At 67.7% G+C, this 24,808-nt stretch carries 21 protein-coding genes; 4 read left to right on the top strand and 17 right to left on the bottom strand.

From position 1 onward, the window contains the following. Positions 1-23: 23 nt before the first annotated feature. The 7 genes from E9232_RS07100 to E9232_RS07130 form a co-directional block, all read right to left on the bottom strand. Entirely contained in the window at positions 24-1,181 is a 1,158-nt protein-coding gene (locus E9232_RS07100) for a porin (protein ID WP_309793005.1), read from the bottom strand. 491 nt (positions 1,182-1,672) lie between these two features. Then, positions 1,673-2,821 carry a porin gene (locus E9232_RS07105; protein WP_309793006.1) on the bottom strand — a complete coding sequence of 383 codons (1,149 nt, stop codon included), beginning with the start codon at positions 2,819-2,821 and terminating at the stop codon, positions 1,673-1,675. A 620-nt stretch (positions 2,822-3,441) separates the two neighbouring features. After that, a complete protein-coding gene (locus tag E9232_RS07110; protein ID WP_309793007.1) occupies positions 3,442-4,212 on the bottom strand; it encodes an amino acid ABC transporter ATP-binding protein in 771 nt (256 codons plus the stop codon). 16 nt (positions 4,213-4,228) lie between these two features. Next, positions 4,229-5,407, bottom strand: coding sequence for an amino acid ABC transporter permease (locus E9232_RS07115; protein ID WP_309793008.1), 1,179 nt, complete (start codon positions 5,405-5,407; stop codon positions 4,229-4,231). A 2-nt stretch (positions 5,408-5,409) separates the two neighbouring features. Further along, a complete protein-coding gene (locus E9232_RS07120) occupies positions 5,410-6,600 on the bottom strand; it encodes an amino acid ABC transporter permease (RefSeq protein WP_309793009.1) in 1,191 nt (396 codons plus the stop codon). Positions 6,601-6,692: 92 nt separating this feature from the next. Further along, positions 6,693-7,721: an amino acid ABC transporter substrate-binding protein gene (locus E9232_RS07125; protein WP_309793010.1), complete on the bottom strand. Its 1,029-nt coding sequence runs from the start codon at positions 7,719-7,721 to the stop codon at positions 6,693-6,695. Positions 7,722-8,060: 339 nt separating this feature from the next. After that, complete coding sequence (locus E9232_RS07130) at positions 8,061-9,002, bottom strand: nucleoside hydrolase (RefSeq protein ID WP_309793011.1); 942 nt, start codon at positions 9,000-9,002, stop codon at positions 8,061-8,063. A 158-nt stretch (positions 9,003-9,160) separates the two neighbouring features. Here E9232_RS07130 and E9232_RS07135 point away from each other — a divergent pair, with 158 nt between their 5' ends. Continuing rightward, complete coding sequence (locus tag E9232_RS07135; protein WP_309793012.1) at positions 9,161-9,358, top strand: hypothetical protein; 198 nt, start codon at positions 9,161-9,163, stop codon at positions 9,356-9,358. A gap of 12 nt (positions 9,359-9,370) precedes the next feature. On the opposite strand, the gene E9232_RS07140 is transcribed toward E9232_RS07135, so the two are convergent. From E9232_RS07140 to E9232_RS07160, 5 genes are all read right to left on the bottom strand, one after another. Next, positions 9,371-9,880: a winged helix-turn-helix transcriptional regulator gene (locus tag E9232_RS07140; protein WP_309793013.1), complete on the bottom strand. Its 510-nt coding sequence runs from the start codon at positions 9,878-9,880 to the stop codon at positions 9,371-9,373. A gap of 103 nt (positions 9,881-9,983) precedes the next feature. Beyond that, a complete protein-coding gene (locus E9232_RS07145) occupies positions 9,984-11,069 on the bottom strand; it encodes an ABC transporter ATP-binding protein (RefSeq protein WP_309793014.1) in 1,086 nt (361 codons plus the stop codon). A 79-nt stretch (positions 11,070-11,148) separates the two neighbouring features. Continuing rightward, positions 11,149-12,609 (bottom strand): extracellular solute-binding protein, encoded by a 1,461-nt coding sequence (locus E9232_RS07150; RefSeq protein WP_309793015.1) that lies wholly within the window; start codon positions 12,607-12,609, stop codon positions 11,149-11,151. Positions 12,610-12,635: 26 nt separating this feature from the next. Continuing rightward, complete coding sequence (locus E9232_RS07155) at positions 12,636-13,673, bottom strand: carbohydrate ABC transporter permease (protein WP_309793016.1); 1,038 nt, start codon at positions 13,671-13,673, stop codon at positions 12,636-12,638. Next, the gene (locus E9232_RS07160) at positions 13,670-14,539 is read right to left on the bottom strand and encodes a carbohydrate ABC transporter permease (protein WP_309793018.1); all 870 of its coding nucleotides are present in this window, start codon (positions 14,537-14,539) and stop codon (positions 13,670-13,672) included. Before E9232_RS07160 ends, E9232_RS07155 begins: the two co-directional genes overlap by 4 nt. A gap of 117 nt (positions 14,540-14,656) precedes the next feature. Here E9232_RS07160 and E9232_RS07165 point away from each other — a divergent pair, with 117 nt between their 5' ends. Continuing rightward, the gene (locus tag E9232_RS07165; RefSeq protein ID WP_309793019.1) at positions 14,657-15,370 is read left to right on the top strand and encodes an HAD family hydrolase; all 714 of its coding nucleotides are present in this window, start codon (positions 14,657-14,659) and stop codon (positions 15,368-15,370) included. Between the two features lie 22 nt (positions 15,371-15,392). Here E9232_RS07165 and rnk read toward each other — a convergent pair whose 3' ends face one another. The 5 genes from rnk to E9232_RS07190 all read right to left on the bottom strand — a co-directional run bounded on the left by rnk (position 15,393) and on the right by E9232_RS07190 (position 21,498). After that, the gene (gene rnk, locus E9232_RS07170; protein WP_309793020.1) at positions 15,393-15,803 is read right to left on the bottom strand and encodes a nucleoside diphosphate kinase regulator; all 411 of its coding nucleotides are present in this window, start codon (positions 15,801-15,803) and stop codon (positions 15,393-15,395) included. Positions 15,804-16,162: 359 nt separating this feature from the next. Then, the gene (locus E9232_RS07175) at positions 16,163-18,283 is read right to left on the bottom strand and encodes a calcium-binding protein (protein ID WP_309793021.1); all 2,121 of its coding nucleotides are present in this window, start codon (positions 18,281-18,283) and stop codon (positions 16,163-16,165) included. Positions 18,284-18,569: 286 nt separating this feature from the next. Further along, positions 18,570-19,499 carry a ribokinase gene (gene rbsK, locus E9232_RS07180; protein ID WP_309793023.1) on the bottom strand — a complete coding sequence of 310 codons (930 nt, stop codon included), beginning with the start codon at positions 19,497-19,499 and terminating at the stop codon, positions 18,570-18,572. 13 nt (positions 19,500-19,512) lie between these two features. Beyond that, positions 19,513-19,962: an RbsD/FucU family protein gene (locus tag E9232_RS07185; RefSeq protein WP_309793024.1), complete on the bottom strand. Its 450-nt coding sequence runs from the start codon at positions 19,960-19,962 to the stop codon at positions 19,513-19,515. Positions 19,963-19,986: 24 nt separating this feature from the next. Next, complete coding sequence (locus E9232_RS07190; RefSeq protein ID WP_309793025.1) at positions 19,987-21,498, bottom strand: FGGY-family carbohydrate kinase; 1,512 nt, start codon at positions 21,496-21,498, stop codon at positions 19,987-19,989. Positions 21,499-21,615: 117 nt separating this feature from the next. On the opposite strand from E9232_RS07190, the gene lptF reads away from it, so the two are divergent. Next, on the top strand, positions 21,616-22,755 hold the full coding sequence (gene lptF / locus E9232_RS07195; protein WP_309793026.1) for an LPS export ABC transporter permease LptF: 1,140 nt from the start codon (positions 21,616-21,618) through the stop codon (positions 22,753-22,755). A 118-nt stretch (positions 22,756-22,873) separates the two neighbouring features. Beyond that, positions 22,874-24,688 carry a DNA helicase RecQ gene (recQ, locus tag E9232_RS07200; RefSeq protein WP_309793027.1) on the top strand — a complete coding sequence of 605 codons (1,815 nt, stop codon included), beginning with the start codon at positions 22,874-22,876 and terminating at the stop codon, positions 24,686-24,688. The last annotated feature ends 120 nt before the right edge of the window (positions 24,689-24,808 follow it).

Here is a 24,808-nt window from a genome sequence, read left to right on the forward strand (position 1 = left end):
GGCTCTCAAACTACCCCGTTGCCTCAGAAGCCGAGGATGAGACCCGTGATCAGGTTGGCGTTCTCGAAATCCCCGCCCTCGCGGAAGTTCTGCTTCTCGTAGATCACTTCGGCATAGGTGTTGAGGCCGGGGGCCACGGTGTAGGTCACGTTCGCGCCGACGATGTGGTTGTCCTGCAGGTCCTGGCCGTTGCCGTCACCATCGGCCGCGTTCAGGCCGCTGTGCTTGCCCGCCCAGGTGTAGGCGTAGGACAGCGATGCCAGGAACGGGCCGGACTGGTAGCTGAGATCGCCGATGATCGTGTCGACCGACTTGTCGGCAAGAGCGATGCTCTCATTGTGGGTCCAGTTCACGCTGGCCCAGAAGCCCTGGTACCCAACCTTGCCGCCGATCGTGTAGACCTCGAGATTGTGGCCATGCGGATTGGCGCCGGCCGCTGAGGTCTGGACGCCGTTGCCGTAGGCCGCGGTGGCGGCGCCCCGCACCGACAGATCGCCGAACGTGTCCTCGTAGTTCACGCCGGCGGTGACGACATTCTCGTAGAAGGTCTGGTCGTCGTTGATCAGGTCGTTGACGCCGCCGGCGCCGGCATGGCCCGCGCCGCCGACCACGGGCGTGAAGTCGATGCCGAAGCTGAAGCCGTTGAAGGTCGGCGACAGATACTTGATGCGGGTGTCCTCGTTGGTCAGCCCGGCCAGGTAGGTCGCATCGATCGAGTAGAAATTCCCGCCGCCGAGCGGGAAATCACCGTCGAGCAGCTCGCCGAAATCCAGCGCGCCCGCGCCCATATCGCTGACGAGATCATCATGGGCATAGACGTAGCCGATGTCGTCGGCGATCGTCGGCGCATTGCCGAAGGTGATCGTGCCGAAGGTGCCCTTCACATAGACATAGGTGCGCGTGACCCGGACGCCGTCGTCCCGGTTGACGGAGTTGAAACGTATGCGGGCCCCGTATTCGAGGCCGGAATCGGTGACGTTCTTGACGTCGAAGATCAGCCGCGCATTGGTCTGGAAGTCGTAGTCGCGATCGAAACTGTCACTGCGGGAATCCGACAGCGACAATGTGGACTGGAAAGCAACGAAGCCGCTGATCTTGACCTGCAGGCCGGCGGCGGCAACAGGGGCCGAAGCCAATGCCACCACCGCCAGCGCCGCGGCGCCGCTGATCACTACCCTCATCATGGTCCCTCCTCTGCCTTGCGTCCCCCATCTCCATCTCTCAGGGGGCCGTTCCCGGTCCGCCATCCGAGGTTGTCGTCGGGGGGCCGAGGCCCGGCTATGCAAGCCTGACAAAGAATCACATCGAAAAACGCCTCTCCGGGCAGGCGCCGGCCTTCGCCGCTGGGGCGTGGCGGGTGCCCTGCGTGGGAACCTTACCCGGAAGGAGTGCGGAAAGTTAATCCGCTCCTTGGTGCCAAAGCAATCGTAATATACATACATGTATGTATGCAATATGAGTCCGGGCTTGGCCTGAAATGAAAAGGGGCGGCTCAGCGAGCCGCCCCAATGGAACCAGGCAATAAAAAAGGATGCGCGGCCTGCAGACCGCGCATCCTCCTTCGACCGGACGTGACCTTTCAGCCTTCGAGGGGACGAGACAGAGACCGTTAGGAGTGGTCTGTCACGCCCGGTCTTCCCGGACCAACCGTCCGGACGGGTCTTCCTGGGCCTCAGAAGGCCAGGTTGATGCCCGTCAGCAGGTTGGCATTCTCGAACTCCGAACCCGTGCGGAAATTCTGGCGCTCGTAGATGACTTCCGCGTAGGTGTTCAGGCCCGGCGCGACGGTGTAGGTCAGGTTCACACCGGCGATGTGGTTGTCCCGCAGGTCCTGGCCGTCGCCGTCGCCCGAGGCCGCATTGAGGCCGTTGTGGCTGCCGGCCCAGGTGTAGGCGTAGGACACGGAGGCCAGGAACGGACCCCAGGTGTAGCTCAGGTCGCCGATGACGGTGTCGACGGACTTGTCGGTCGCGAAGAAGCTGGCGTTGTGGGTCCAGTTCACGCTGGCCGCGATGCCGCCGGACCGGACCCGGCCACCGAGGGTGTAGACCTCGAGGTCGTGATTCTCGGGGTTGTTGGCGGTGGTCACGCCGTTACCGTAGGCGGCGGTGCCGGCCAGCAACACGTTGAGGCCGTCGAAATCCTGCGTCCAGTTCACGCCGCCGGTGACGACGTTCTCGTAGATCGTGCTGTCGTCGTTGATCAGGTCGTTCACGCCGCCGGAGCCGGCATGGGCTGCGCCACCGACCACGGGGGTGAAGTCGACGCCGAAGCTGAAGCCGTTGATCGTCGGCGAGATGTACTTGATGCGGGTGTCCTGGTTGGTCAGGCCCGCGAGGTAGGTGGCGTCGATCGAGTAGAAGTTCATGCCGCCCTGGGCGATATTGTCGCCGTCGAGCAGGTCGCCGAAGTCGCCGCCGCCGGCGCCGCGTTCCCCGGCCAGTTCGTCATGCGCGTAGATGTAGCCGATGTCGTCGGCCACCGTCGGCGCGTTACCGAAGGTGATCGTGCCGAAGCCGCCCTTCACGTACACATAGGTACGGGTGACCTTGACGCCGGCATCGCGGTTGACGTCGTTGAAGCGGATGCGGGCACCGTATTCGAGGCCGGAATCGGTGACGTTCTTGATGTCGAAGACCAGTCGCGCGTTGGTCTGGAAATCATAGTCGCGATCGAAGTTGTCGCTGCGGGTGTCGGTCAGCGACAGCGAGCCCTGGAACGCGACGAAACCGCTGATCTTGACCTGCAGTTCAGCCGAGGCGGAGGCCGAGGCCAACGCAACTGCCACCAGCGCCGTGGTGCCGATAAGTACCTTCTTCATCTTCCCTCCTCTGCCCCGCATCTCTGTGAGGCTATTCGCTCTGGACGCCTGTCGGCCCGTCTGCTTGCCCTGGCCTAGGCAGTTTGCCGGAACCCCGGGCAAGAACCCGGCCTCGAAAGCCGGGTGATGGCGGTCGTGTCGAAAGCGAGTCCCCCGAAACGGCGCCGATCTGTGTCATCAAAAGCACCATCCGGATCGGCCTTACCCACCCACCGAATGACGTCCCTCTGATGTGCCGGACGTTAGTCCCGCGCTGGGAAGTGGAGCAATGGGATTATACATCCAAGAATGTATGTAAGATGAAATAGCAACGATGTGTGGCGAACCGGCAACACTGACGGTTACCCGAATGGCATCATCCGATTTCTGGCTGAATCAGAAGGGCCGCGTCCCTGCCGGCACCGGCCGCGAGGGAGCTGTCGAATTCCAGCCACGCTGGGATCCGGAGTCGCGCTTGATTCCGGTCGTCATGACCGGTGGCTCGAAACGGCGGGGTCGCACAGGCAGGCTATGCGGGGGGATCGACCGCCACGACGGCAACGCACGTCAGGCGGAGCGGAGGCCGGCCCATTCCGGACCGAACCCAGGGGCGCCGCCGACTCGGCGACGCCCCGGCACGGTCAATGCGCCAGGATCTGGCTCAGGAACAGCTTGGTGCGGTCCGACTTCGGGTTCTTGAAGAACTCTTCCGGCTCGTTCTGTTCGACGATCTGGCCGCGGTCCATGAAGATCACCCGGTTCGCCACGGTCCGCGCGAAGCCCATCTCATGGGTGACGCAGATCATGGTGATGCCCTCGCGGGCCAGCTCGATCATCACGTCGAGCACTTCCTTGATCATCTCGGGGTCCAGCGCCGAGGTCGGCTCGTCGAACAGCAGGATCTTCGGCTTCATGCACAGCGAGCGGGCGATCGCCACGCGCTGCTGCTGGCCGCCGGAGAGCTGGCCCGGATATTTCCCGGCCTGTTCGGGGATCTTGACCCGGCTGAGGAAGTACATCGCCGTCTCCTCGGCCTCCTTCTTCGGGATCTTGCGAACCCAGATCGGGGCCAGGGTCAGGTTCTCCAGCACGGTCAGGTGCGGGAACAGGTTGAACTGCTGGAACACCATGCCGACCTCGCGGCGGATGGCGTCAATGTTCTTCACATCGTTGGTCAGCTCGATCTTGTCGACGATGATCGAGCCCTTCTGATGCTCCTCCAGCCGGTTGAGGCAGCGGATCAGGGTCGATTTGCCGGAGCCCGAGGGCCCGCAGATCACGACCTTCTCGCCCCTCTCGACGGCGAGGTTGATGTCCCGGAGGACATGGAACTCACCGTACCATTTGTTGACCCCGGACATCTGGATCAGCACGTCCGGTTCGGTGGCGGCGGGCGCCGGTGTTGCGGCCATTTTCAGTCTCCCTGTCTCAGCGACGGCGCGTGCCGATGTTCAGATACCTCTCCAGGTGCTGCGAGTATTTCGACATGGAGAAGCAGAACACGAAGAACAGCAGCGAAACGAACAGATAGGCTTCCTTGTAGAACGGCCCCCAGATCGAGTCGGACAGGCCAAGCCGGGCGGCGCCGAGCAGGTCGAACAGGCCGACCATGATCACCAGCGTCGTGTCCATGAAGGACCCGATGAAGGTGTTGACCAGGGCCGGGATCGAGATCCGCAGCGCCTGCGGCAGGATGATCAGCCGCTGCTTCTGCCAATAGCTCAGGCCGAGGCTGTCGGCCGCCTCGAACTGGCCCTTGGGGATCGACTGCAGCCCGCCGCGCACCACCTCGGCCAGATAGGCGGCGGTGAACATGATGATCGCCACCTGGGCGCGCAGCAGGTAGTTGAAGTTCCAGCCCTCGGGCAGGAACAGCGGGAACATCACCGAGGCCATGAACAGCACGGTGATCAGCGGCACGCCGCGCACCAGTTCGATGTAGGTGACGCACAGCGTCCGGATCGCCGGCATGTTCGACCGGCGGCCGAGCGCCAGCAGGATCGAGAACGGGAAGGCCAGGGCCAGGCCGATCATCGACAGGCCCATGGTCAGCGGCAGGCCGCCCCATTTCCCGGTCTCGACCAGCGTCATGCCGGGGATCGGGATTTCGAGGAAGCCGAGCGGGATGGCCCCGTACATCAGCGTGATGGCCGCGACGATCACGACCACCCAGGCGACGATCAGCCGCTTGCCCCAGAACCGCCGCACGGTGCTGCTGACGGCAAGGCCGAGCAGCAGCAGCATGGCCAGGATCGGCCGCCAATACTCGTCGAACGGGTAGAGGCCGAAGAAGATCAGCCGGTACTTCTCGTTGACGAAGGCCCAGCACGCCCCCGTCGCGGCCCGGCAGGCGGCGACGACATCGGCCGGCGTCTGGTCCGGTGTCGCCGGCCCCCACACCGGGTCGATGAACGCCCAGGAGATGAAGGGCGGGATCAGCCGGATCGCGAGGTAGGCGATCACCACGGTCAGGACGATGTTGTACCAGGTGCTGAACAGGTTGTGCCGGACCCAGGCGATCGGCCCGGTGGTCGAGCCGGGCGGCGGCTCGGCCGGGATCTCCCGGGTGGCGACGAAGGGTTCGGTGAAGGAGTGGGTCGCCGCCATGATCAGCGCTCCCGCAGCGACATGCGCCGGTTGTAGATGTTCATGCCGATCGAGATCGACAGGCTGATGAACAGATAGACCGCCATGAAGATCGAGATCGCCTCGACCACCTGGCCGGTCTGGTTGCCGATGGTGTTGCCGATCGACACCAGCTCGGGATAGCCGATCACCACCGCGAGCGAGCTGTTCTTGGTGATGTTGAGGTATTGGCTGGTCATCGGCGGGATGATCATGCGCAGCGCCTGCGGCAGGATGATCCGGCGCAACGTGACCCCGGAATGCAGGCCGAGCGCGCGGGCCGCCTCGGTCTGGCCATGCGAGACGGCGAGGATGCCGCCGCGCACGATCTCGGCGATGAAGCTGGCGGTGTAGACGGTCAGGCCCAGCAGCATCGCCGCGAATTCCGGCGAAAGCGTCCAGCCCCCCGAGAAGTTGAAGCCCTTCAGCTCGGGGATCTCGAACGCCGCTGGCGCACCGCCGGCCAGCCAGACCACCAGCGGCAGGCCGATGAACAGGGCCAGCCCGACCCAGAAGCTGTGGAACGGCTGCCCGGTCGCCGCCTGGCGCTGGCGGGCCCAGCGGGCGATGCCCCAGCCGATGACCAGCGCCACCAGCGCGGCGATCAGGACCCAGACGAAGATCGGGTTGTCCTCGATCGACGGCACCTGGATGCCGCGATTGCTGATGAAGACGCCGGGCACCGGGTTCGCCGCCTGGCGCGGGGCCGGGGCGCTGACCCGGATCAGCCCGGCCCAGAGCAGCAGCTGGACGGTCAGCGGGATGTTGCGCACCAGGTCGACATAGCCGGCGGCCAGCTTGGCCACCAGCCAGTTCGAGGACAGCCGGCTGACGCCGACGACGACTCCCAGCAAGGTCGCCAGGATGATGCCGAGAATGGACACCTTGAGCGTGTTCACCAGCCCGACCAGGAAGGCGCGGGAATAGGGATCGCTGGGCGTGTAGGAAATCGGCGTCTCGGCGATGGCGAAGCCGGCCTCACGGTTGAGGAAGCCGTATCCCGTCGCGATGCCGCGAACCTCGCGGTTGTGGATCAGGTTCGACACCAGGAACCAGCCGACGCCGATCACCACCAGCAGAAGGACGACCTGGTAAAAAATCGAACGGAGCCTCGGGTCGTTGAAGGCCGATCCACGGCGCACGGCAGTTCCTGCCGCGGCAACGTCCATGGTCATTGCGTCACACCTCGTTCAAACCGCCCTGTCGCTTCTTTTCGGCCTGAAACAACACCGCCGGCCCGTTTCGGGGCCGGCGGCTTGATCGTCCGTTAACGGATCGGAGGCGCGTATTGCAGGCCGCCCTGGGTCCACAGCGCGTTCAGGCCGCGCTTCAGCCCCAGCGTCGTCTTCTCGCCGACATTGCGCTCGAACATCTCGCCGTAATTGCCGACCTGCTTGATGGCGTTGTAGGCCCAGGTCTCCGGCAGGCCGAGCGCCTCGCCCATGCCCGGGGTCTTGCCCAGCAGGCGCTGGATCGTCGGGTCCGGCGAATCCGCGAAGCTGTCGATGTTCGCGCTGGTGACGCCGCTTTCTTCCGCCTGGAGCTGGGCGTTGAACACCCAGCGGGTGATGTTGGCCCATTGCGGGTCGCCCTGGCGGACGCCGATGGCCAGCGGCTCCTTCGAGATGATCTCGGGCAGGATGATGTAGTCGTCCGGCTTCGGCGCCTTGGCGGCGCGGGTCGCGGCAAGGCCGGAGGCGTCGGTGGTGTAGGCATCGCAGCGGCCGGAGAAGAAGGCGGATTCGACATCCTCCAGCTTCTCGATGACCACCGGCTTGAACTCGAGCTTGTTGGCCCGGAACCAGTCGGTCAGGTTCAGCTCGGTGGTGGTGCCGGGCTGGACGCAGATGGTGGCGCCGTTGAGGTCCTTGGCGCTGGTGACGCCGAGCGACTTGGCCACCATGAAGCCCTGGCCGTCATAGAAGTTGACGGCGGTGAAGTCGAGGCCGAGCGAGGTGTTGCGCGACAGCGACCAGGTCGTGTTGCGGGCCAGCACATCGACTTCGCCCGACTGCAGGGCGGTGAAGCGCACCTGGGCGTTGAGCGGCGTGAACTTGACCTTTTCGGCGTCGCCGAACACCGCGGCGGCGAGGGCGCGGCAGGTGTCGACGTCGATCCCGGTCCACTTGCCCTGGCTGTCCGGCAGCGCGAAGCCGGCGAGGCCGGTGTTCACGCCGCACTGGATGAAGCCGCGCTGCTTGACGGCGTCGAAGGTCGCACCGGCCTGGGCCGAGGCGGCGAAGCCTGCCGCGACAACGGCCGCAACGCCCGCGGCGAGCAGAGTACGAAAATTCATGAAACCTCCCCTTATGGCTCCAGCATTCGCCGAAGCGAAACCGCAGATCGTCCCGGCGGCATACCGCCGCCGGGGGAGAGCCATTAGAATGAACATTCCCGAGGAATGCACGGCATTTTTGCTACCCCCTCAATCACGACCGGAATGGGCGGAATGCTTTCCGAATAATCATCCGACCAATCCAGACAAGCACAGTTGCCGGTTCTTTCGGCAACCCAGGCTTTGCCCTGCCCGAACCCTGGACGGGGGGTGGATCGGCCGGCCATCCCATCCGGGACCGGATGTATCGCGACAATCGCCAAGAAGAAGCGTCGGGCCGGTCCAACGCCGCCTCCGTGGTCAACGCAGCAGGCCGTCCATGAAGCCGGCGACGAGGCGTTCGCGGTCGATCCGCGTCGCCACCCGGATGACGGGCCGGCTCGCAGCACCCGGCTCCTCGGGATAGCCGCGACGGTCGGCCAGGGTCATGCCGCGCGTCAGGTCGCCGTCGAGCTCGACCCGCACCGCCCAGTCGGCGTAGTCGGCCAGGCCGGGATCGACCAGCAGCATCGCCGCGGCCGGATCATGCAGGGCGCAGCCGCGCACGCCGTGGCGGCTGTGATAGAAGCCGGTGTAGTGCTGCAGGATCGACCAGGCGAAGCGCCCGCGCGGGCGGCCGTCGGCCTCGATCCGCGCCAGCTCCGCCTCGCCGAGCCAAGCAGTCATGGTGACGTCGAGCCCGACCAGGACGACCGGCCAGGCGGCGGCGAACACCGCCTCCGCCGCTTCCGGATCGTGGAAGATGTTGGCCTCGGCCGCGGCGGTGATGTTGCCGGGCACCGTCACCGCGCCACCCATCACCACCACCCGCTCGACCAGCTGCGGCAGGTCGGGCTCGAGATGCAGCGCCAGCGCCAGGTTGGTCAGCGGGCCGGTGGCCAGGATGGTGCAGGCCCCGGGTTCGGCGCGCACCAGCCGGACCAGCTGCTCCGCCGCCGTCTCGGCCGCGAAGGGGCGCAGCGGCGCGCCGGGGCCGTAGCCGCCGAGGCCGTCATCGCCATGGACATGGCCGCTGATGCTGACCGGCTGGGCCAGCGGCGCCTCGGCCCCGACCGCGACCGGCACATGGCTTAGCCCGACGAGGTCGAAGACATGCTGGGCGTTGGCCGCGGCGACCGTGGCGTGGGCGTTGCCATGGACGCTGCCGAGGGCCGCGATCTCGATGCCCGGCCGGTCGGCCAGCCACAGGATGGCCAGCGCGTCGTCGATGCCGACATCGCAGTCGAGAATGATCTTGGACATCGCAGCACCGTCCTTCCGGTCGAACCCTATTGGCGAAAGCCGGCGACCATAACGCCGCGGTTGCCGGGGAGAAAGCGCGTTGCGGGAGGCGCCGGGCTGGATGCCCGCCGCGGTCCGTGCCACTCTCCCCGCCCCTGCCCTGCCTCCCCTGGAGATCCATGCCGACGCCGCAAGCGCATCCCTGGCTCGAACCGCTCTGGGTCCGGCTGCTGATCATCGTGCTGCTGATCGCGGCGCTGACGGCGGAGGTCCTGTGGCTGCAGGACCATCTGTGGCTCTTCCTCTGGGGCGGCGCCCTGGTCTATGCGATCTGGGACTTCTTCCTGCGCGGCGTCTACGGCCGGCCGAAGGCTTAGTAGGCGGCGGGATCAGGCCGCCGCACCGCCCTGGCTGTCGCGGACGGCCTCGTAGGCCTTCTGCAGGCGTTCGCCGACGCTGGGTCCGCGGGCCGGGTGGGGCAGGCCGAGATGGGCCGCGCGCAGCTCGTCCATGAATTCGGCCCAGAGGTCGGGCCCGCCCTCCTCCAGCAGCTGGGCTCGGATCGACAGCTCCGGCGTCGCCGGCGTGTGCCGCCGGCCCCAGGCGCCCATATGGGCCAGCAGCGGCACCAGCTGGATCGCCTTCTCGGTCAGGCTGTAGATCGCCTTCTGCTTGTGGCTGGCGTCGTCGGCCCGGGTCAGGAAGCCCGATTCGGTCAACCGCTTCAGCCGGTCGGCCAGGATGTTGGAGGCGATGCCCTCCTCCGACCGGGTCAGCAGCTCGCGGAAATGCCGGCGGCCACCGAACATCATGTCGCGGATCACCAGCAGGCTCCAGCGGTCGCCCAGGGCCTCGAGGGTGAGATTGATCGGACAGCCGGATCGCGGTTCGCTGCTCATGAGGGTCGCTCCATTCCGATTGTAATATGCAACCGGAATGATCGAGGTGCAACCAGTTGTTATAAGAAACCACACGCAGCGCCGAGGGCCCGGCTGAACGCCTTCAGACCGCCTGGCCGCCGGCCGTCTCGAACAGGTGCAGCCGCTCGGGGTCGAAGCTGATCCGGGTCGGCTCGTCCGGCCGGGCCGGGAAATGGGCGTCGACCTGCGCGGTGAAGCGGCCGCCCGCGACCTCACCCAGGATCAGGGTGTGGGGGCCCAGCGGCTCGATCACCCGCGGCATGATCGGCAGCGTGACCGGCCCGGCGTCGCCGCCCGCCACATGCTCCGGCCGCAGGCCGATGGTGACGGCAAGGCCGTCGCGCCCGGCCAGCGCCGCGCGCCTGGCCGCGGGCACCGGCAGCACCGTGCCGTCCGCCAGCCGCAGCCCCGGCGTACCGCCATGGGCGACCAGGGTCGCGGGCAAAAAATTCATGCTGGGCGCGCCGATGAAGGCGGCGACGAACAGGTTGGCCGGGGTCTCGTACAGTGTCAGCGGCTCGGCCGCCTGCTCGATCCGGCCCTGGTTCATCACCACCACCCGGTCGGCCATGGTCATGGCCTCGACCTGGTCATGGGTGACGTAGACGATGGTGGTCTGCAGCCGCCGGTGCAGCGCCTTGATCTCGGCCCGCATCTCGATGCGCAGCTTGGCGTCGAGGTTGGACAGCGGCTCGTCGAACAGGAACACATCGGGGTCGCGGACGATGGCGCGGCCGATGGCGACGCGCTGGCGCTGGCCGCCCGAGAGCTGCTTCGGCCGGCGGTCGAGATAGGGGTCGAGGCCGAGGATGCGCGCGGCGTTGGCGATCTTGGCCTCGATCTCGGCCTTCGGCTCGCGCCGCACCTTCATGCCGTAGCCGATGTTCTCCCGCACGCTCATATGCGGGTAGAGGGCATAGTTCTGGAACACCATGGCGCAGTTGCGCAGGCCGGGCCGCAGCTGGGTGACGTCGCGGTCGCCGATCCGGATGGCGCCGCCGGTGGTGGGCTCCAGCCCGGCGATCATGCGCAGGGTGGTGGTCTTGCCGCAGCCGGACGGGCCGACCAGCACCACGAATTCGCGGTCCGCGATCTCGAGGTCGAGCGACGGGATGACAGGGACGTCGCCGTAGTTCTTGGTCACGGCTTCGAGTGTGACGCGGGCCATGCTGTCCTTGCGGGTCTGGAACCGTGGGCCTCGGTGCGGGTCCCCGCCACGAACGGTGCGGCGGGGACCCGGCTGCCGTCTACTTCTTCAGGGGCGGCAGGCCCATCGAGGCGCGATAGGCGGCAAGCTGGGTGTCGCGGCCGAACTCGTCGGTCAGCTTGTTCCATTCGGTCGCGATGGTGTCGAGCGCCTGCTGCGCCGTCTCCTGCCCCGCCAGCGCCTTGGACAGCTCGATCTCCAGCACTTCGGTGTAGGAGAAGTAGCCGGGGATGCGCATGTCGAGCGCGACGTTCTTGGCCTCCAGGCTGCCGCGCTGGGCGGCGAGGTACTCGTCCGCCTCCTCCTTGGTCATCTTGGCCAGCCAGCGGTCCGGCACGAAATGGCTGAGGCGGTAGGGGTTGACGCCGGAGCCGCCGGTCACCGTGGCGATGCCGCTGTTCTCCGGGTTCGAGACCCATTCGACGAAGTTCCAGGACGCCTCGACATTCTTGCCGGCCGAGGGCACCGCCGCCTGCCAGCCGCCGAAGGCCATGAAGGGCGAGAACACCGGCTGGTCGGTCTTCTCCCAATCCTTGGTCTTGTGGTTCCAGATCTCGGTCGACCCCGGGGTCAGGGCCGAGCCGACATGGCCGGCGACCTGGCTTTGGGTCTTGTCGGAGGCGATGACGCCGGTGTCGCCCCAGTCGAAGTTCATCGCCACCTGGCCGCCGGCGAAGGCGGTGCGGATGTCGCCCGAGGAGAAGTTGAGCGCGCCCGGCGGCGAGAACTTCACCGACTTGATGTAGTCGTCCAGCGCCCGCACCCAGCCCGGGTTGTTGACCGCGGCGTCCATCGTCTCCGGGTCGAAGAACATGCTGCCGGGGTTCTGCGGGTCGTTGGTGTAGCTGGCGGCGTGGGTGAAGAAGAACCAGAACTGCTGGCCGCCGCGCCGGAACGCCTCCGCCGTGCCCCACAGCTTCTGGTCGGGCCGGGTGAAGAACTCGGCGATGTCGTAGTATTCCTTCCAGGTCTTCGGCACCGCCAGGTCGTAGCCGTACTTGGCCTTGAACGCCGCCTGCTCCTTCGGGTCGTCGAACAGATCCTTGCGGTAGGACAGGGTGTGCAGGTCGCCGTCGATGGTCTGCGACAGGTGCTTGCCGTCCCACACCATCAGCCGGTCGCGATAGACCGGGGCGATGTCCTCCCAGTCCTTGCCCTCGCGCACCGAGGCCGGCATCTCCGACAGGTAGGGTGCGAAATCCGGCATCCAGGCCGGAGCGAAGGTGATGATGTCGAAGGTCGATTCCCCGGCGGTCATCGCCGTCAGGTATTTCGGATACAGCTCGCCGAACGGGAACTCCACGACATTGACCTTGCCGCAGGTCTTCTGCTCCCAGGTCTTGGCCGCCATCTGCACCGCCAGGGCGATGAAGGGGCCGGTCTGCGACCCCGCGGTCAGGGTCACGCCGGTGTAGTCGGGGTCGCAGGCCGCCGCGGCCGGCCCGGCCAGCGCCGCCGCCAGCGTCAGCGCACCGGCGGTTGCAAGAAGCATGGTCTTCATTGTTGTTCTCCCTCCCTGTCGCGCGATCATCGGATGCTGCCCAGCAGCAGGCCCGATCGCATGAGCCTGGCCAGGAGGACGGCCATCACCATCATCGGGGCGATCGAGACCATGGCGGCGACCGAGATCGCCCACCATTCGTCGCCGCGATAGGAGTTCTGCCCCGACAGCAGGATCGGCAGGGTCTGCCAGCTTCCCGCGGTCAGCAGCAGCGAGAACAGGAACTCGTTCCAGACGAAGCTGAGCGTGATCATCGCCGTGGCGATCAGCCCCGGCCGCGCCATCGGCAGCACGATCTCGAAGAAGATGCGGATCCGCGGCACGTCGTCGACCAGCGCCGCCTCCTCGATCTCGACCGGCAGCGCCTGGAAGAAGTCGCGCATCAGCCAGACCACGATCGGCAGCGAGAAGGCGGTGTAGCACAGCACCATGCCCCAGTAGCTGTCGAGCAGCGGGAAGCCGGCCTTGCCGACTTCGGAATAGAGCAGGTAGAGCGCGAAGGCGGTGACGATCGGCGGGAACATGCGCTGGCTGACGAACCAGAACACCACATCGTCATTGCCCAGGACCGGCCCGGGCAGGCGCAGGCGGTTCAGCAGCATCGACACGGCGAGGGCCAGCACCAGGGCGCCGCCCAGCGCCGGCAGCCGCTTCAGCCCCAGCACGTTTCCCAGCAGCAGGAAGGCGCCAATGGCGACCACCGCGAAGGACAGACCGGCCAGCAGCCGCACCTGGAACGGGAAGCGCACCAGCGCATAGGCGGCCATCGACCCCAGCAGCACCGCCAGCGCGGTCGCCGACACCGCGATCAGGGTCGAGTTGACGAAGGGGGTGATGAAATCGCCGCGCAGGCCGGACCAGGCGTCGACCCAGGCCTGCACCGTGGGCTGGAAGTCGATCCAGGGCAGGTAGGTCGGCCCACCATTGACCGCGGTCGGCGGCTTGAACGAGGTGATCAGCGTCCAGTAGACCGGGAACAGCGTGACCAGGAACCACCCCAGGCACAGCAGGAAGATGAAGCCGCGCTTGATCCCGCCGCCGTTCATGTCCTGGGCGCCCCTCATCGCTGCTTCTCCAGATGCGGCTTGAGAATGGCGAGGTAGATCGTGCCGAAGATGGTGATCACGATCAGGAACAGGAAGCTGAGCGCCGAGGTGTAGCCCAGGTTGAACTTCTTGAACCCCTCCTGATAGGCGAACAGGGTCAGGGTCTCGGTCGACACGCCGGGCCCGCCGCCGGTCAGCACGAACACCGTGTCGATGATCTTGAAGCTCTCGATGATGCGGATGAAGATCACCGCGGCCGAGATCGGCAGCAGCATCGGGAAGGTGATGCCCCAGAACTGCTGCCAGCTGCTGGCGTTCTCCAGCTGCGCCGCCTCGTAGACATCCTGCGGCAGGCTCTGCAGCCCGGCCAGCAGCATCAGGATGACGAAGGGCGTCCACTGCCAGACCTCGACCGCGATGATGGTGCCCAAGGCCCAGGTCGCGTCGGTCAGGAACGGCAGGTTGGGCAGCCCGAACCAGGTGAAGAACTGGTTGACCGGCCCGACCGTCGAATGGAACAGCATGCGCCCGACCAGCGACACCGCGATCGGCGCCATCAGCATCGGCAGCAGGAAGCCGACGCGGAACAGACGTTCGCCGGGAATCTTGCTATGCAGCGCGAGCGCAACAGCAAAGCCGAGGACGTACTGGATCGAGACCGAGACGAACACGATGATCGAGGTCGTCTGGACGGTGGCCCAGAAGCGCGGATTGACGAGCAGCGATGTGTAGTTGTCGAAGCCGACGAAGCGCGGCGGCAGCGGCGGCACCAGCCGCATGCTCTGGAAGCTGATGGTGAACGAATAGATCAGCGGAAAGATGCCGACCAGGAGGACGACGAGGAAGGCCGGCCAGATGAAGACATGCTTGATCGGCTCTCGCAACGCCCCTATCCCCCCGATCGCCGGCGGTCCTTGCCTTCCGGTCTCGTTGACTTGTCGTACGTTATGGTAAGACCGCCCTGTCGCGCAACCGGGCGGACGGAAGTGGAGAGAGACCCGATGGATACCGTCGACCCCGTGCAGATCGCCCTACCCGTCTCTTTCGGGACCGGCGTGTCGGCGGTAATCTTCGACTGCGACGGCGTGCTGGTCGACAGCGAGTTCGTGGCCTGCCGTGCGGTGGCCGAGCTGATCGCGCATTTCGAGCCGCGGGCGCCGGTCGAGGAACTGGTCGAACAGCTGGTCGGCACCCCCGACACCTACATCCTGCGCCAGGTGGCGGAGCGCTTCGGCACGGTGTTCCCGGACGACATCGGCCAGCGCATGGTGCGGGTGATCGACGACGCGCTGGCCCAGGGCCTCGACGCCATTCCGGGGGTGCGCCCGGCGCTGGAGGGCCTGGCCCTGCCGATGGCGGTGGCGTCGAACAGCCATGCCGCCCGGGTCCGCCGCTCGCTCGAGATCGCCGGGATCTCGCATCTGTTCGGCGACCACGTCTACACGCCGGAGATGGTGGCGCACCCGAAGCCGGCGCCGGACCTCTATCTGCATGCGGCCGGGCGCCTGGGCATCGACCCGCGGCATTGCCTGGTGATCGAGGACAGCGTGCCCGGCACCACCGCCGGCGTCGCCGCCGGCATGCGGGTGATCGGCTTCCTCGGCGGGCGCCACATCCGCGACGGCCATGCCGAGCGGCTGCGCGCCGCCGGCGCCGGGCTGATCTGCCCGCACATGGACGACCTCGCGGGACTGGTCGCAGGCCTCAGGGCCTGACCGGCCAGCCCCCCGGCAGGGGTCAGGCGGCGGCCTGCGCCCGCTCGATCTTGGTCACGGTGAGGTTGCGCGGCTTGCCGGACGGGGTGACCCAGGTGATGGTCTGGCCGCGACGCAGGCCGATCAGCGCGACGCCGACCGGGGTCAGCACCGACAGGCGCCCGGCCTCGATGTCGGCCTCCTCCGGATACACCAGCGTGACGGTGTGCTCGTCCCCGGTCTCGGCGTCGCGATAGCTGACGGTCGAATGCATCTGCACGACACCCTTGGCCGCGGCCGCGTCGATGATCTGGGCGCGCTCCAGCTCGTCCGCCAGGAAGTCCGCGATCGCCGGGAAAGCATCTGCCGCGGCGTCGGCCAGCGCGGCGAGACGGTCGAAGTCGCCGGCGGTGACGTGAATCTCGGGGCGCTTCGGCAGGCTGCTGCGGGACATGTTGTTTTTCCTTTCTTTTAAGACGACCGCCCCGGGATCGTGATCGCGGCTGGCGCCCAGTCTGGCCGGGACACGAGGGCTTTTTTCGGGGGTGGGGCGAACGGTGTCGCGGGACGCGACTCAGGCGAGAACGGACGAAGGGCGCCGACGGTGCGGGGCGACAGCCCCGGCGGTCAGCGGCCTGGAATCACAAGCGGCGTTCGACACGCCGCCATCCGGTTCGTCCACACGGTTCTCATAGCCAAGAGATAGGCAGTCGGACGGCAGGCGTCAACGACGGCCGCTGCGGGCCAGGGCCACGCAAGGAAAAGGGCCGCGCGACGCTGGGCGCCGCGCGGCCGTCCCGGACCGAAGCCCGGTCAGAGCACGAAGTCGGCCGCCACCAGCTGGCCGTGGGTGTCCACGCGGATCTCGAAATCCGCGCGGCCGTCGCCATTGGTGTCGCCGGACACGATCCCCCCGGCGAACCGCAGCTCGCCCGCGACATTGTGGAAGGCCTGGTTGCCGATGAAGGTGAAGGCCTGGTTGCCGAAGGCGAAGAAGTTCGAGTTTGCGTCGATCGCCGACAGGTCGATCCTGTCGCCCTCGATATGGCTGAAGTCGGTGATCACGTCGCGCCCGGTGCCCACCGCGGATTCCGTGGCCAGCGTGAAGCGGAACGTGTCGGCCCCGCCGCCACCGGTCATGGTGTCGGTGCCGGCGCCACCGACCAGCGCGTCCTGGCCCAGCCCGCCCTTCAGGGCATCATTGCCGACGCCGCCCTTCAGCAGGTCGTCGCCGGTGCCGCCCGAGAGCTTGTCATTGCCGCTGCCGCCGTCGAGCTGGTCGTTGCCGAGCCAGCCGTCGATGGTGTCGGCACCTGATGTGCCGACGCGGATGTCGTTGATGTCGCGCAGCGCGCCGTGCAGGTCGGTCAGGGTCTGCGCCGCCGCATCCACCGTGCTCTCCAGCGTGCCGGCCAGCTGGATCAGGGCGGCCAGCTGCGGCACGCCGCCGATGTCCTGCAGGTCGGCGATCACCTCCTTGAGGTCCTGCACCACGTCGGAGGTGTTGGTCAGTGTCATGTCGAGCACCGCCTGCAGGCCGTCGCGGCCGTTGACGCCCCCGACCAGGTCCTCCAGCGCCACGCCGAGCACGCCATGCTCGCCGAAGAACTGGTTGAGGATCGCGTCGGGCACGACGCCGTGCAGCAGGCCGTTGTCGCCGGCCAGCAGGTCGGCCACCGTGCCGGCGATCGCCAGCGGGCCGGCGACCTTGATCACCTCGCCGCCCGCGACCAGCACACCGACGTCGAGCAGTGTGTTGAACACGTCTCCGACCAGGCCGTCACTCAGGGCGCCGCGCAGGCCGAGCTGGTCGCCGCCGAGGATGCCGAACTCGCCGAAGATGTTGCCGATCAGGCCGCCGTCGCCGTGCAGCAGGCTGCCGGTCAGCACCCCACCGAGCACATCGGTCAGCAGGGTGTCGACCACGCCGGTGGCGGCGCCGAGCACGCTGTTCAGCAGGCCCGCCACCCCGCCGGTGCCGAGCAGGCCGCCCAGCAGCACGTCCGGCGACAGGCTGCCGAGGATGCCGGTCAAGAGGTCGGTCAGGCCGCTGCCGTCGGGCCCCAGCACGCCGCCCAGCAGCCCGCCGAGGATGCCGTCCTGCAGCAGGGTGTCGAGCACGTCCAGGCCCGGCAGCGAGGTGAAGATCCCGCCGATGATCTCGCCGATGTCGGTGCTGACCCCGATGCCGTGCAGGATGCTGCCGATCAGGCCGTCTTCGGCCAGCAGGTTGCCGACGATGCCGGACACCGAGAGGTCGTCGAACAGGTCGCCGACATTCCCGAGCAGGCCGCCGATCAGCCCGGTGATCAGGCCATGCTCGCCGACCAGGCTGTCGGCGATGCCGCCGACCGTGCCGACGACGCCGCCAAGCAGCCCGTCAGCGCCGATCAGCGCGTCGATCAGGCCGGCTGGCCCGCTCTGCAGCACGTCGACGAGATGGGTCAGCAGCCCGTCCTCGCCCAGCAGGTTGCCAAGCAGCCCATGGGCGCCGAGCAGGCCGGTGTCGCTGAGCAGCGCGTCGAGCAGCGCGCCCAGGGGCAGGCCGCCCAGCAGGTTGCCCAACAACCCGTCGAGGTTGCCGAGCACATCGGTGACGAGCCCGCTGATGATGCCGGTGAGCGCGTCGCCGCTGAGCAAGTCGCCGAGCAGGCCGCCGGCATCGGCCAAGCCGTCGAGCAGCCCGGTGAGCAAGCCGGTCAGGCCGCCGCTGAGCAACCCGCCGAGCAGGCCTTCCAGCAGGCCGTTCAGCACGCCGTCCAGCAGGCCGCCGACGCCGCCCAGCACCGCCCCGAGCAGGCCGCCGACCACGCCGGTGAGCAGGTCGTCGAGCCCGCCGAGCAGGTCGTCGACGCCGGTGAGGACGCCGCCGAGCAGGCCGTCCTCGCCCAAGAGGCCGTCGAGCAACCCCCCAAGCAGGCCGCCGTCATCCAACAATCCATCCAAGGAATTCGCTGAAGCCATCGTCTCCTCCTCCAGGGAAAGAATTGCCCCAGACGCCATCGTTCTTTGCGATGGTTGCTAGCCTCTGCTATCAAGCTAGCACGCATTACGGGTTTGAATAAGAATTTATGCAGAAAAGTAGGATTCAGAACTTTTCAACTGCAGAACAAATTGCATCAGTATTTGATTTCACTTTGCATAAAATATTAATCAACACCGTGCGCAGGCCACCCGCTGCGGCGACCGTGCCGCACCGGCAATGCCCGGATGGCCCGGGCTAGGCGTTGCGCAGCAGGGCCTCGACCTCGTCGCGCCGTGGCATCGAGGGGGCGGTGCCGGGGCGGGTCACCGAGATGCCGGCGACGGCGCAGCCGAAGCGCACCGCCTCGGCGACCGGCCGGCCTTCGGCCAGCGCCAGGGCGAAGCCGCCGTTGAAGGCGTCGCCCGCCCCCGCGGTCTCGACCACCTCGCCGGCCGAAAACGCTGGAATGTGAATGCATTCTGACCGGTTCTTCAGAAGCGCGCCCTTGGCCCCGAGGGTGACGACCACGGCGCCGACGCCCTTGGCCAGCAGCACCTGGGCCGCCCGCTCGGCCTGCTGGCCGCTGTCGACCGCGAAATCGACCAGGCTTTCCGCCTCGGTCTCGTTCGGGGTGAGATAGTCGACCAGGGGATAGAGATCGTCCGGCAAGGCCATGGCCGGGGCCGGATTCAGGATGGTGGTGACGCCATGCCGCCGGGCGATCTCCAGCCCCCGCCGCACCACCGGCAGCGGCAGCTCGAGCTGAGCGACGAAGATCCGCGCCCCGGCGATCGCCGGGGCCGCCGCCTCCATCTCGGCCTCGGTCAGGGCGGCGGCCGCCCCGGCCTCGATGATGATGGCGTTCTCGCCGGTCCGGCTGTCGATGAAGATGAAGGCGGCGCCGGTCGGGCGCTGCGCATCGGTCAGCACATGGCCGGAATCGATGCCCTCGGCGGCATAGAGCCCGCGCGCCATCTCGCCGAACGGATCGGCCCCGATCTTGGTGATGAAGGCGACGTCGGCGCCGGCCCGCGCCGCCGCGACCGACTGGTTCGACCCCTTGCCGCCGGGGCCGAGCTTGAAGCCGTTCGACAGCAGGGTCTCGCCCATCATCGGCAGGCGGGCGGCGCGGAAGGCGAGGTCGGCGACGAACACGCCTTGGATGGCGATCTTCGGCAAGGCCATGGCGGTCGGTTCCCTACTTCGGCGCGATCACGCCCATCTTCAGCAGGAAGCAGCCATAGAACCGCCCCTCCCCGGCCCGGACCACGGCAAAGGACTTCTTCGCCGCCTCGTAGAAGGCGAAGCGCTCGATCGACCCCATCGGCCAGGACCGGCCCTCGGCGCGGTCGATCTCGGCCTGGACCTCGCGCTGCACCTCCGGGATCTCGTCGGGCTGGCCCACCACCTCCATGCGCTGGGCGGGATGGTCGACGAAGGTGTCGAGCGGCATCACCGACAGGATGGCGCGCACCGCGCGGGCGGCGCTGATGCCCGGCAGCTCCAGCGGTGTCTTGACCATGGTCAGCTGCGCCACCGAGCGGGCGGGGAAGTTGGTGTCGCAGATCACGAGGTCGTCGCCATGGCCCATGCTGGCCAGGGTGTAGAGCAGGTCCGGGGTGATGATCGGATCGATGTTCTTGAGCATTTTCCGTCGCTTCCCTGAAGAACTTCAGATTGTTTGTGATGGCGTGCGCAGCGGCGCCAGGGCCGGGTACAGCTGCTGGTAGCGGGCGTAGATCTCGCGGTAGGCGGCGTGGCGGGCAGGGTCGGGCTCGACCACCCGCTCCGGCTGCACCATCGCCGCCGCGACCTCCGCCATGTCGGCGAAATGGCCGGCGCCGAGCGCCGCCAGCATGCCGCTGCCCAGCAGCGGCGCCTCCGGCACCCTGGTCACCTGCAGCGGCACGCCGGAGACGTCGGCATGGGTCTGCAGCCACAGCGGCGAGCGGGTGGCGCCGCCGCAGATCACCACCTCGCTGGGGGCGAAGCCGTTGGCGCGCATCGCGTCCAGGATCAGCTCGCTGCCGAAGGCAATGCCCTCGATCGCGGCGCGGAAGATGTGCGCCGGCCCGTGCTTGAGGCTGAGGCCGGTGATGGCGCCGCGCGAGGCCGGGTCGGTGTAGGGCGTGCGGTTGCCCTGAAAATGGTCGAGCATCAGCAGGCCTTCGGCCCCCGGCGGCAGCGCCGCGGCCTCCCGGTTCAGCTGGTCGTAGCTCGCGCCCTCGCCGAACAGCCGCTTCAGCCAGGCGATCACCGAGCCGGTCGAGGTCTGGCCGCCCTCGACCACATGCAGCCCCGGCACCACCGCGTCGGGATAGCTGCCCCAGATGCCGCGGCCGTGCAGGGCCGTGGGCGACAGGCCGAGCAGGAGATGCGAGGAGCCGGTGATGAAGGCCAGCTTGCCCGGCGTCACCACGCCGAGGCCGATCATGCCGATGAAGGCGTCGGGCCCGCCCTGGGCCACCGGCGTCCCCGGCTTCAACCCGAGATGGGCGGCGGCGTCCGGCGTCAGGGGTCCGATCACCTCACCCAGCGGCAGGATCTCGGACGGCCATTTCTCGAGCAGCGCGGACAGGCCGAGCGTGTCGAGCAGGCTGCGGGGGTGGCCGCCATTGCGGTTGTCGTGGTGCCAGCGGATCGACGCGGTGTTGATCGACCCGACCCAGCGGCCGCTCAGGCGCAGGGTGATGAAGTCCTGGTATTCGCCGATCAGCGCGGCGGCGTCGAACACCCGGGGCTCGTTCTCCTTCAGCCACAGCGCCTTGGGGATCATCCATTCCGACGAGACCGGCCCGGCGCCGGCGCTGTTGACCTTCAGCGCCGGGTCGCCCGATGCCGCCACCTTGGCGGCCTGTGCCGCGGCCCGCACATCCATCCAGATCAAGGCGGGGCGCAGGGCCCGGCCCGCCCGGTCGAGCGCGACGACGGAGCAGCAGGTGGTGTCGACCGACAGGGCGTCGACCTGGTCGGCCGCGATCCCGGCCTGGGCCAGGGCAGCCGGCACCGCCTCGCCCATCGCCCGCCACCAGTCCTCGGGATCCTGCTCGGCTTGGGCCGGGGCCGGGAACCGGGTGGGATAGGTCGCGACACCCATGCCCCGCACGGCGCCCTGCAGGTCGAACACGGCGGCGCGCAGCCCTTCGGTGCCGCCATCCACGCCGATCACATATCCGCCTGCCATGCGCCTCCCCATTCGCGCGTTGATTTGTCGTGCATTTCGGCGCGCGGCATTGTGGATCAGGGCCGCGACGCTTGGCAACATTGGCCGTCTCGCGCGCGCTGGTGTATAGCCTCGGCCATGTCGCTGCTCAGCCGCTATGTCTTCCGTCAGATCGCGGTGGCCACGGTGCTCGCCACCGTGATCCTCGTCTTCGCCATCATGCTCACCACCTCGATGCGGCTGATCCAGCTGATCGTCGACGGCGGCGTCGGCGTGGGCACCTTCCTGCACCTCGTCATCCTGTCGATGCCGGAGTTCCTGATCGCGGTGCTGCCGATCGGCGTCGTGGCGGCCTGCCTGATCATCTACAACCGGATGCTGGCCGACGGCGAGCTGCTGGTGATGCGCGGCGCCGGTATCGGCCAGATGCGTCTGGCCCTGCCCGGCCTGGCGATGGCGGTGATCATCACCGGCTTCAGCTATTCGATGACCCTGTACTTCTGGCCGGTGGCCAATCGCGAGTTCCGCGATCTCAGCGCCATCGCCCAGTCGGACGTCTCGGCCGCGCTGCTGCAGACCGGCGAGTTCAACGCCATCGGCGATTCGATGACCGTGTTCGTGCGCGACCGCAACCCGGTGACCGGCGATCTCAGCGACATCCTGGTGCACAACACCGACAACCAGGACCAGCCGGTCACCATCATCGCCAAGCGCGGCTATATCGAGGACAGCGACGACGGGCCGCGGATGGTGGCCATCGACGGCGTGATCCAGCAGCTCAACCGCAAGACCGGGCGGGTCGAGCCGGTTGCCTTCGACAGCTATACGGTGCCCCTGAGCTCGGCCGGCGCCGAGGATCTGGCCCGCAACTACCGCCAGCCCTCCGAGCGGTTCCTGCCCGACCTGCTGTACCCCGACCCGAACTCGCCCCGCGACCAGAAGAACTATGGCCGGCTGGTGATGGAAGGCCACAAGCGGCTGACCGACCCGCTGCTGCCCTTCGCCTATGTCGTGTTCTGCCTCGGCGTGCTGCTCAGCGGCGACTACAACCGCCGCGGCCTGGCCCGACGCATCCTGATCGCCGCCCTCGGCGTGGTCGCCGTGCAGGCCACCACCATGAGCGTCGCCGGCATGGCCCGCGATTCGCTGGCGCTGCTGCCGCTCATGTACGCGCTGCCGGTCCTGACCACGGTGGTGGGCTTCGCCATCCTGCTGCTGTCCCGCCGCCGGCATGTCCCGGCGGAGGCGCCGCGCGCCTCCGGCATGGCCCCGGCCTGACGCGGATCCGGCCAGCCAAGGCTGGTGGAACGACGTCGTCCAACCACAATCTGTTGTGGTTTGAATCGAACCCAAACCAGCATTTGGTTTGATCCGCGCGGGCCGCTATAAGCGGCTCATGCGCGATCCGCTCACCGTCCTCCACGATGTCTTCGGCTATTCCGCCTTCCGCGGCGAGCAGGCGGAGATCGTCGACCATCTGGTTTCCGGCGGCGACGCGCTGGTGCTGATGCCGACCGGCGGCGGCAAGTCGCTGTGCTTCCAGGTGCCGGCTTTGGTGCGGCCGGGGATCGGCGTCGTGGTCTCGCCGCTGATCGCGCTGATGCAGGACCAGGTCGAGACGCTGCGCCAGCTCGGCGTCCGCGCCTCGGCGCTGCATTCATCGCTGCCCCCCGGCGAATCGGGGAACATCATGCGGGCGATGCGGGCGGGTGAGCTGGACCTGCTCTACGTCTCGCCGGAGCGGCTGCTGACCGACGGGCTGCTGGACCTGCTCGACGGCTGCAAGCTGGCCCTGTTCGCGATCGACGAGGCCCATTGCGTGTCGCAATGGGGCCACGACTTCCGGCCGGAATACCTGCAGCTCGACGTGCTGGCGACGCGCTATCCCGGCGTGCCGCGCATCGCCCTGACCGCGACCGCCGACGGTCCGACCCGGCGCGACATCGCCGAGCGGCTGAAGCTGCAGGGCGGCCGCATCTTCGTCGCCGGCTTCGACCGGCCGAACATCCGCTACCGCATCGTGCCGAAGGAGAATCCGAAGGCGCAGCTGCTGTCCTTCATCCAGCGCGAGCACCAGAACGAGGCCGGCATCGTCTATTGCCTGTCGCGCAACAAGGTCGACACCACGGCCGAGTGGCTGCGCGGCGAGGGCATCGAGGCCCTGCCCTACCATGCCGGGCTGGACCGCGAGGTCCGGGCCCGGAACCAGGACCGCTTCCTCAAGGAGGACGGCGTGGTCATGGTCGCGACCATCGCCTTCGGCATGGGCATCGACAAGCCGGACGTCCGCTTCGTCGCCCATCTCGACCTGCCGAAGAGCCTGGAGGCCTATTACCAGGAGACCGGCCGCGCCGGGCGCGACGGGCTGCCCTCGGACGCCTGGATGGCCTACGGCATCCAGGATGTCGGCAAGATCCAGGGGCTGATCGCCGAATCGGACGCACCGGAGCGGCAGAAGCAGATCGACCGGCAGAAGCTGGATGCGCTGCTGGGCTATTGCGAGACGGTGCGCTGCCGGCGCCAGGTGCTGCTGGAGTATTTCTCCGACTCGCTGCCCGCCCCCTGCGGCAACTGCGACACCTGCCTGGAGCCGATCGAGGCCTTCGACGGCACCGAGCTGGCGCGCAAGGCGTTGTCCTGCGTCTACCGCACCGGCCAGCGCTTCGGCGTCGGCCAGGTGATCGACGTGCTGACCGCGACCGAGACCGACCGCGTCCGCCAGCTCGGCCACGACAAGCTCAGCACCTGGGGCATCGGCCGCGACCTGGCCAAGGCGGAGTGGAAATCGGTCTTCCGCCAGCTGGTGGCGGCCGGCCTGCTGATCGTCGACACCGAAGGCCATGGCGCGCTGCACCTGGCCCCGGAATGCCGCGACGTGCTGCGCGGCGAGCGCGAGATCCGGCTGCGGCGCGAGGCGGTGAAGAAGGCGGTTCGCGGCAACGGCCGCAACGGCAGCCGCACCCCGCGGGCCCTGCCGAGCGACCCGGCCGAGGCCTCGCTGTTCCAGGCGCTGCGGACCCGGCGGCTGGAGCTGGCGCGGGAACAGGGCGTGCCGCCCTACGTCATCTTCCACGACGCCACCCTGACCGAGCTGGCCCATGCCAAGCCGCGCTCGATGACCGAATTCGCCGCCATCCCCGGCGTCGGCCAGGCCAAGCTGCTGCGCTATGCCGAAGCCTTCCTGACGGTGATCGAACAGCACGCGGAATAGAGCGGAGGCCAGATTCGGGTCGGGCGAAACCCTCTTGGCTTCAGTGAGCTACGGGACTTACTTAAGATGTCATTGCCCGGCTTGACCGGGCAATCCAGGGGCCACCAAGAGCTGTTCTGG

This window comes from Inquilinus ginsengisoli, from assembly GCF_031453975.1.
Classification (GTDB): domain Bacteria; phylum Pseudomonadota; class Alphaproteobacteria; order DSM-16000; family Inquilinaceae; genus Inquilinus; species Inquilinus ginsengisoli_A.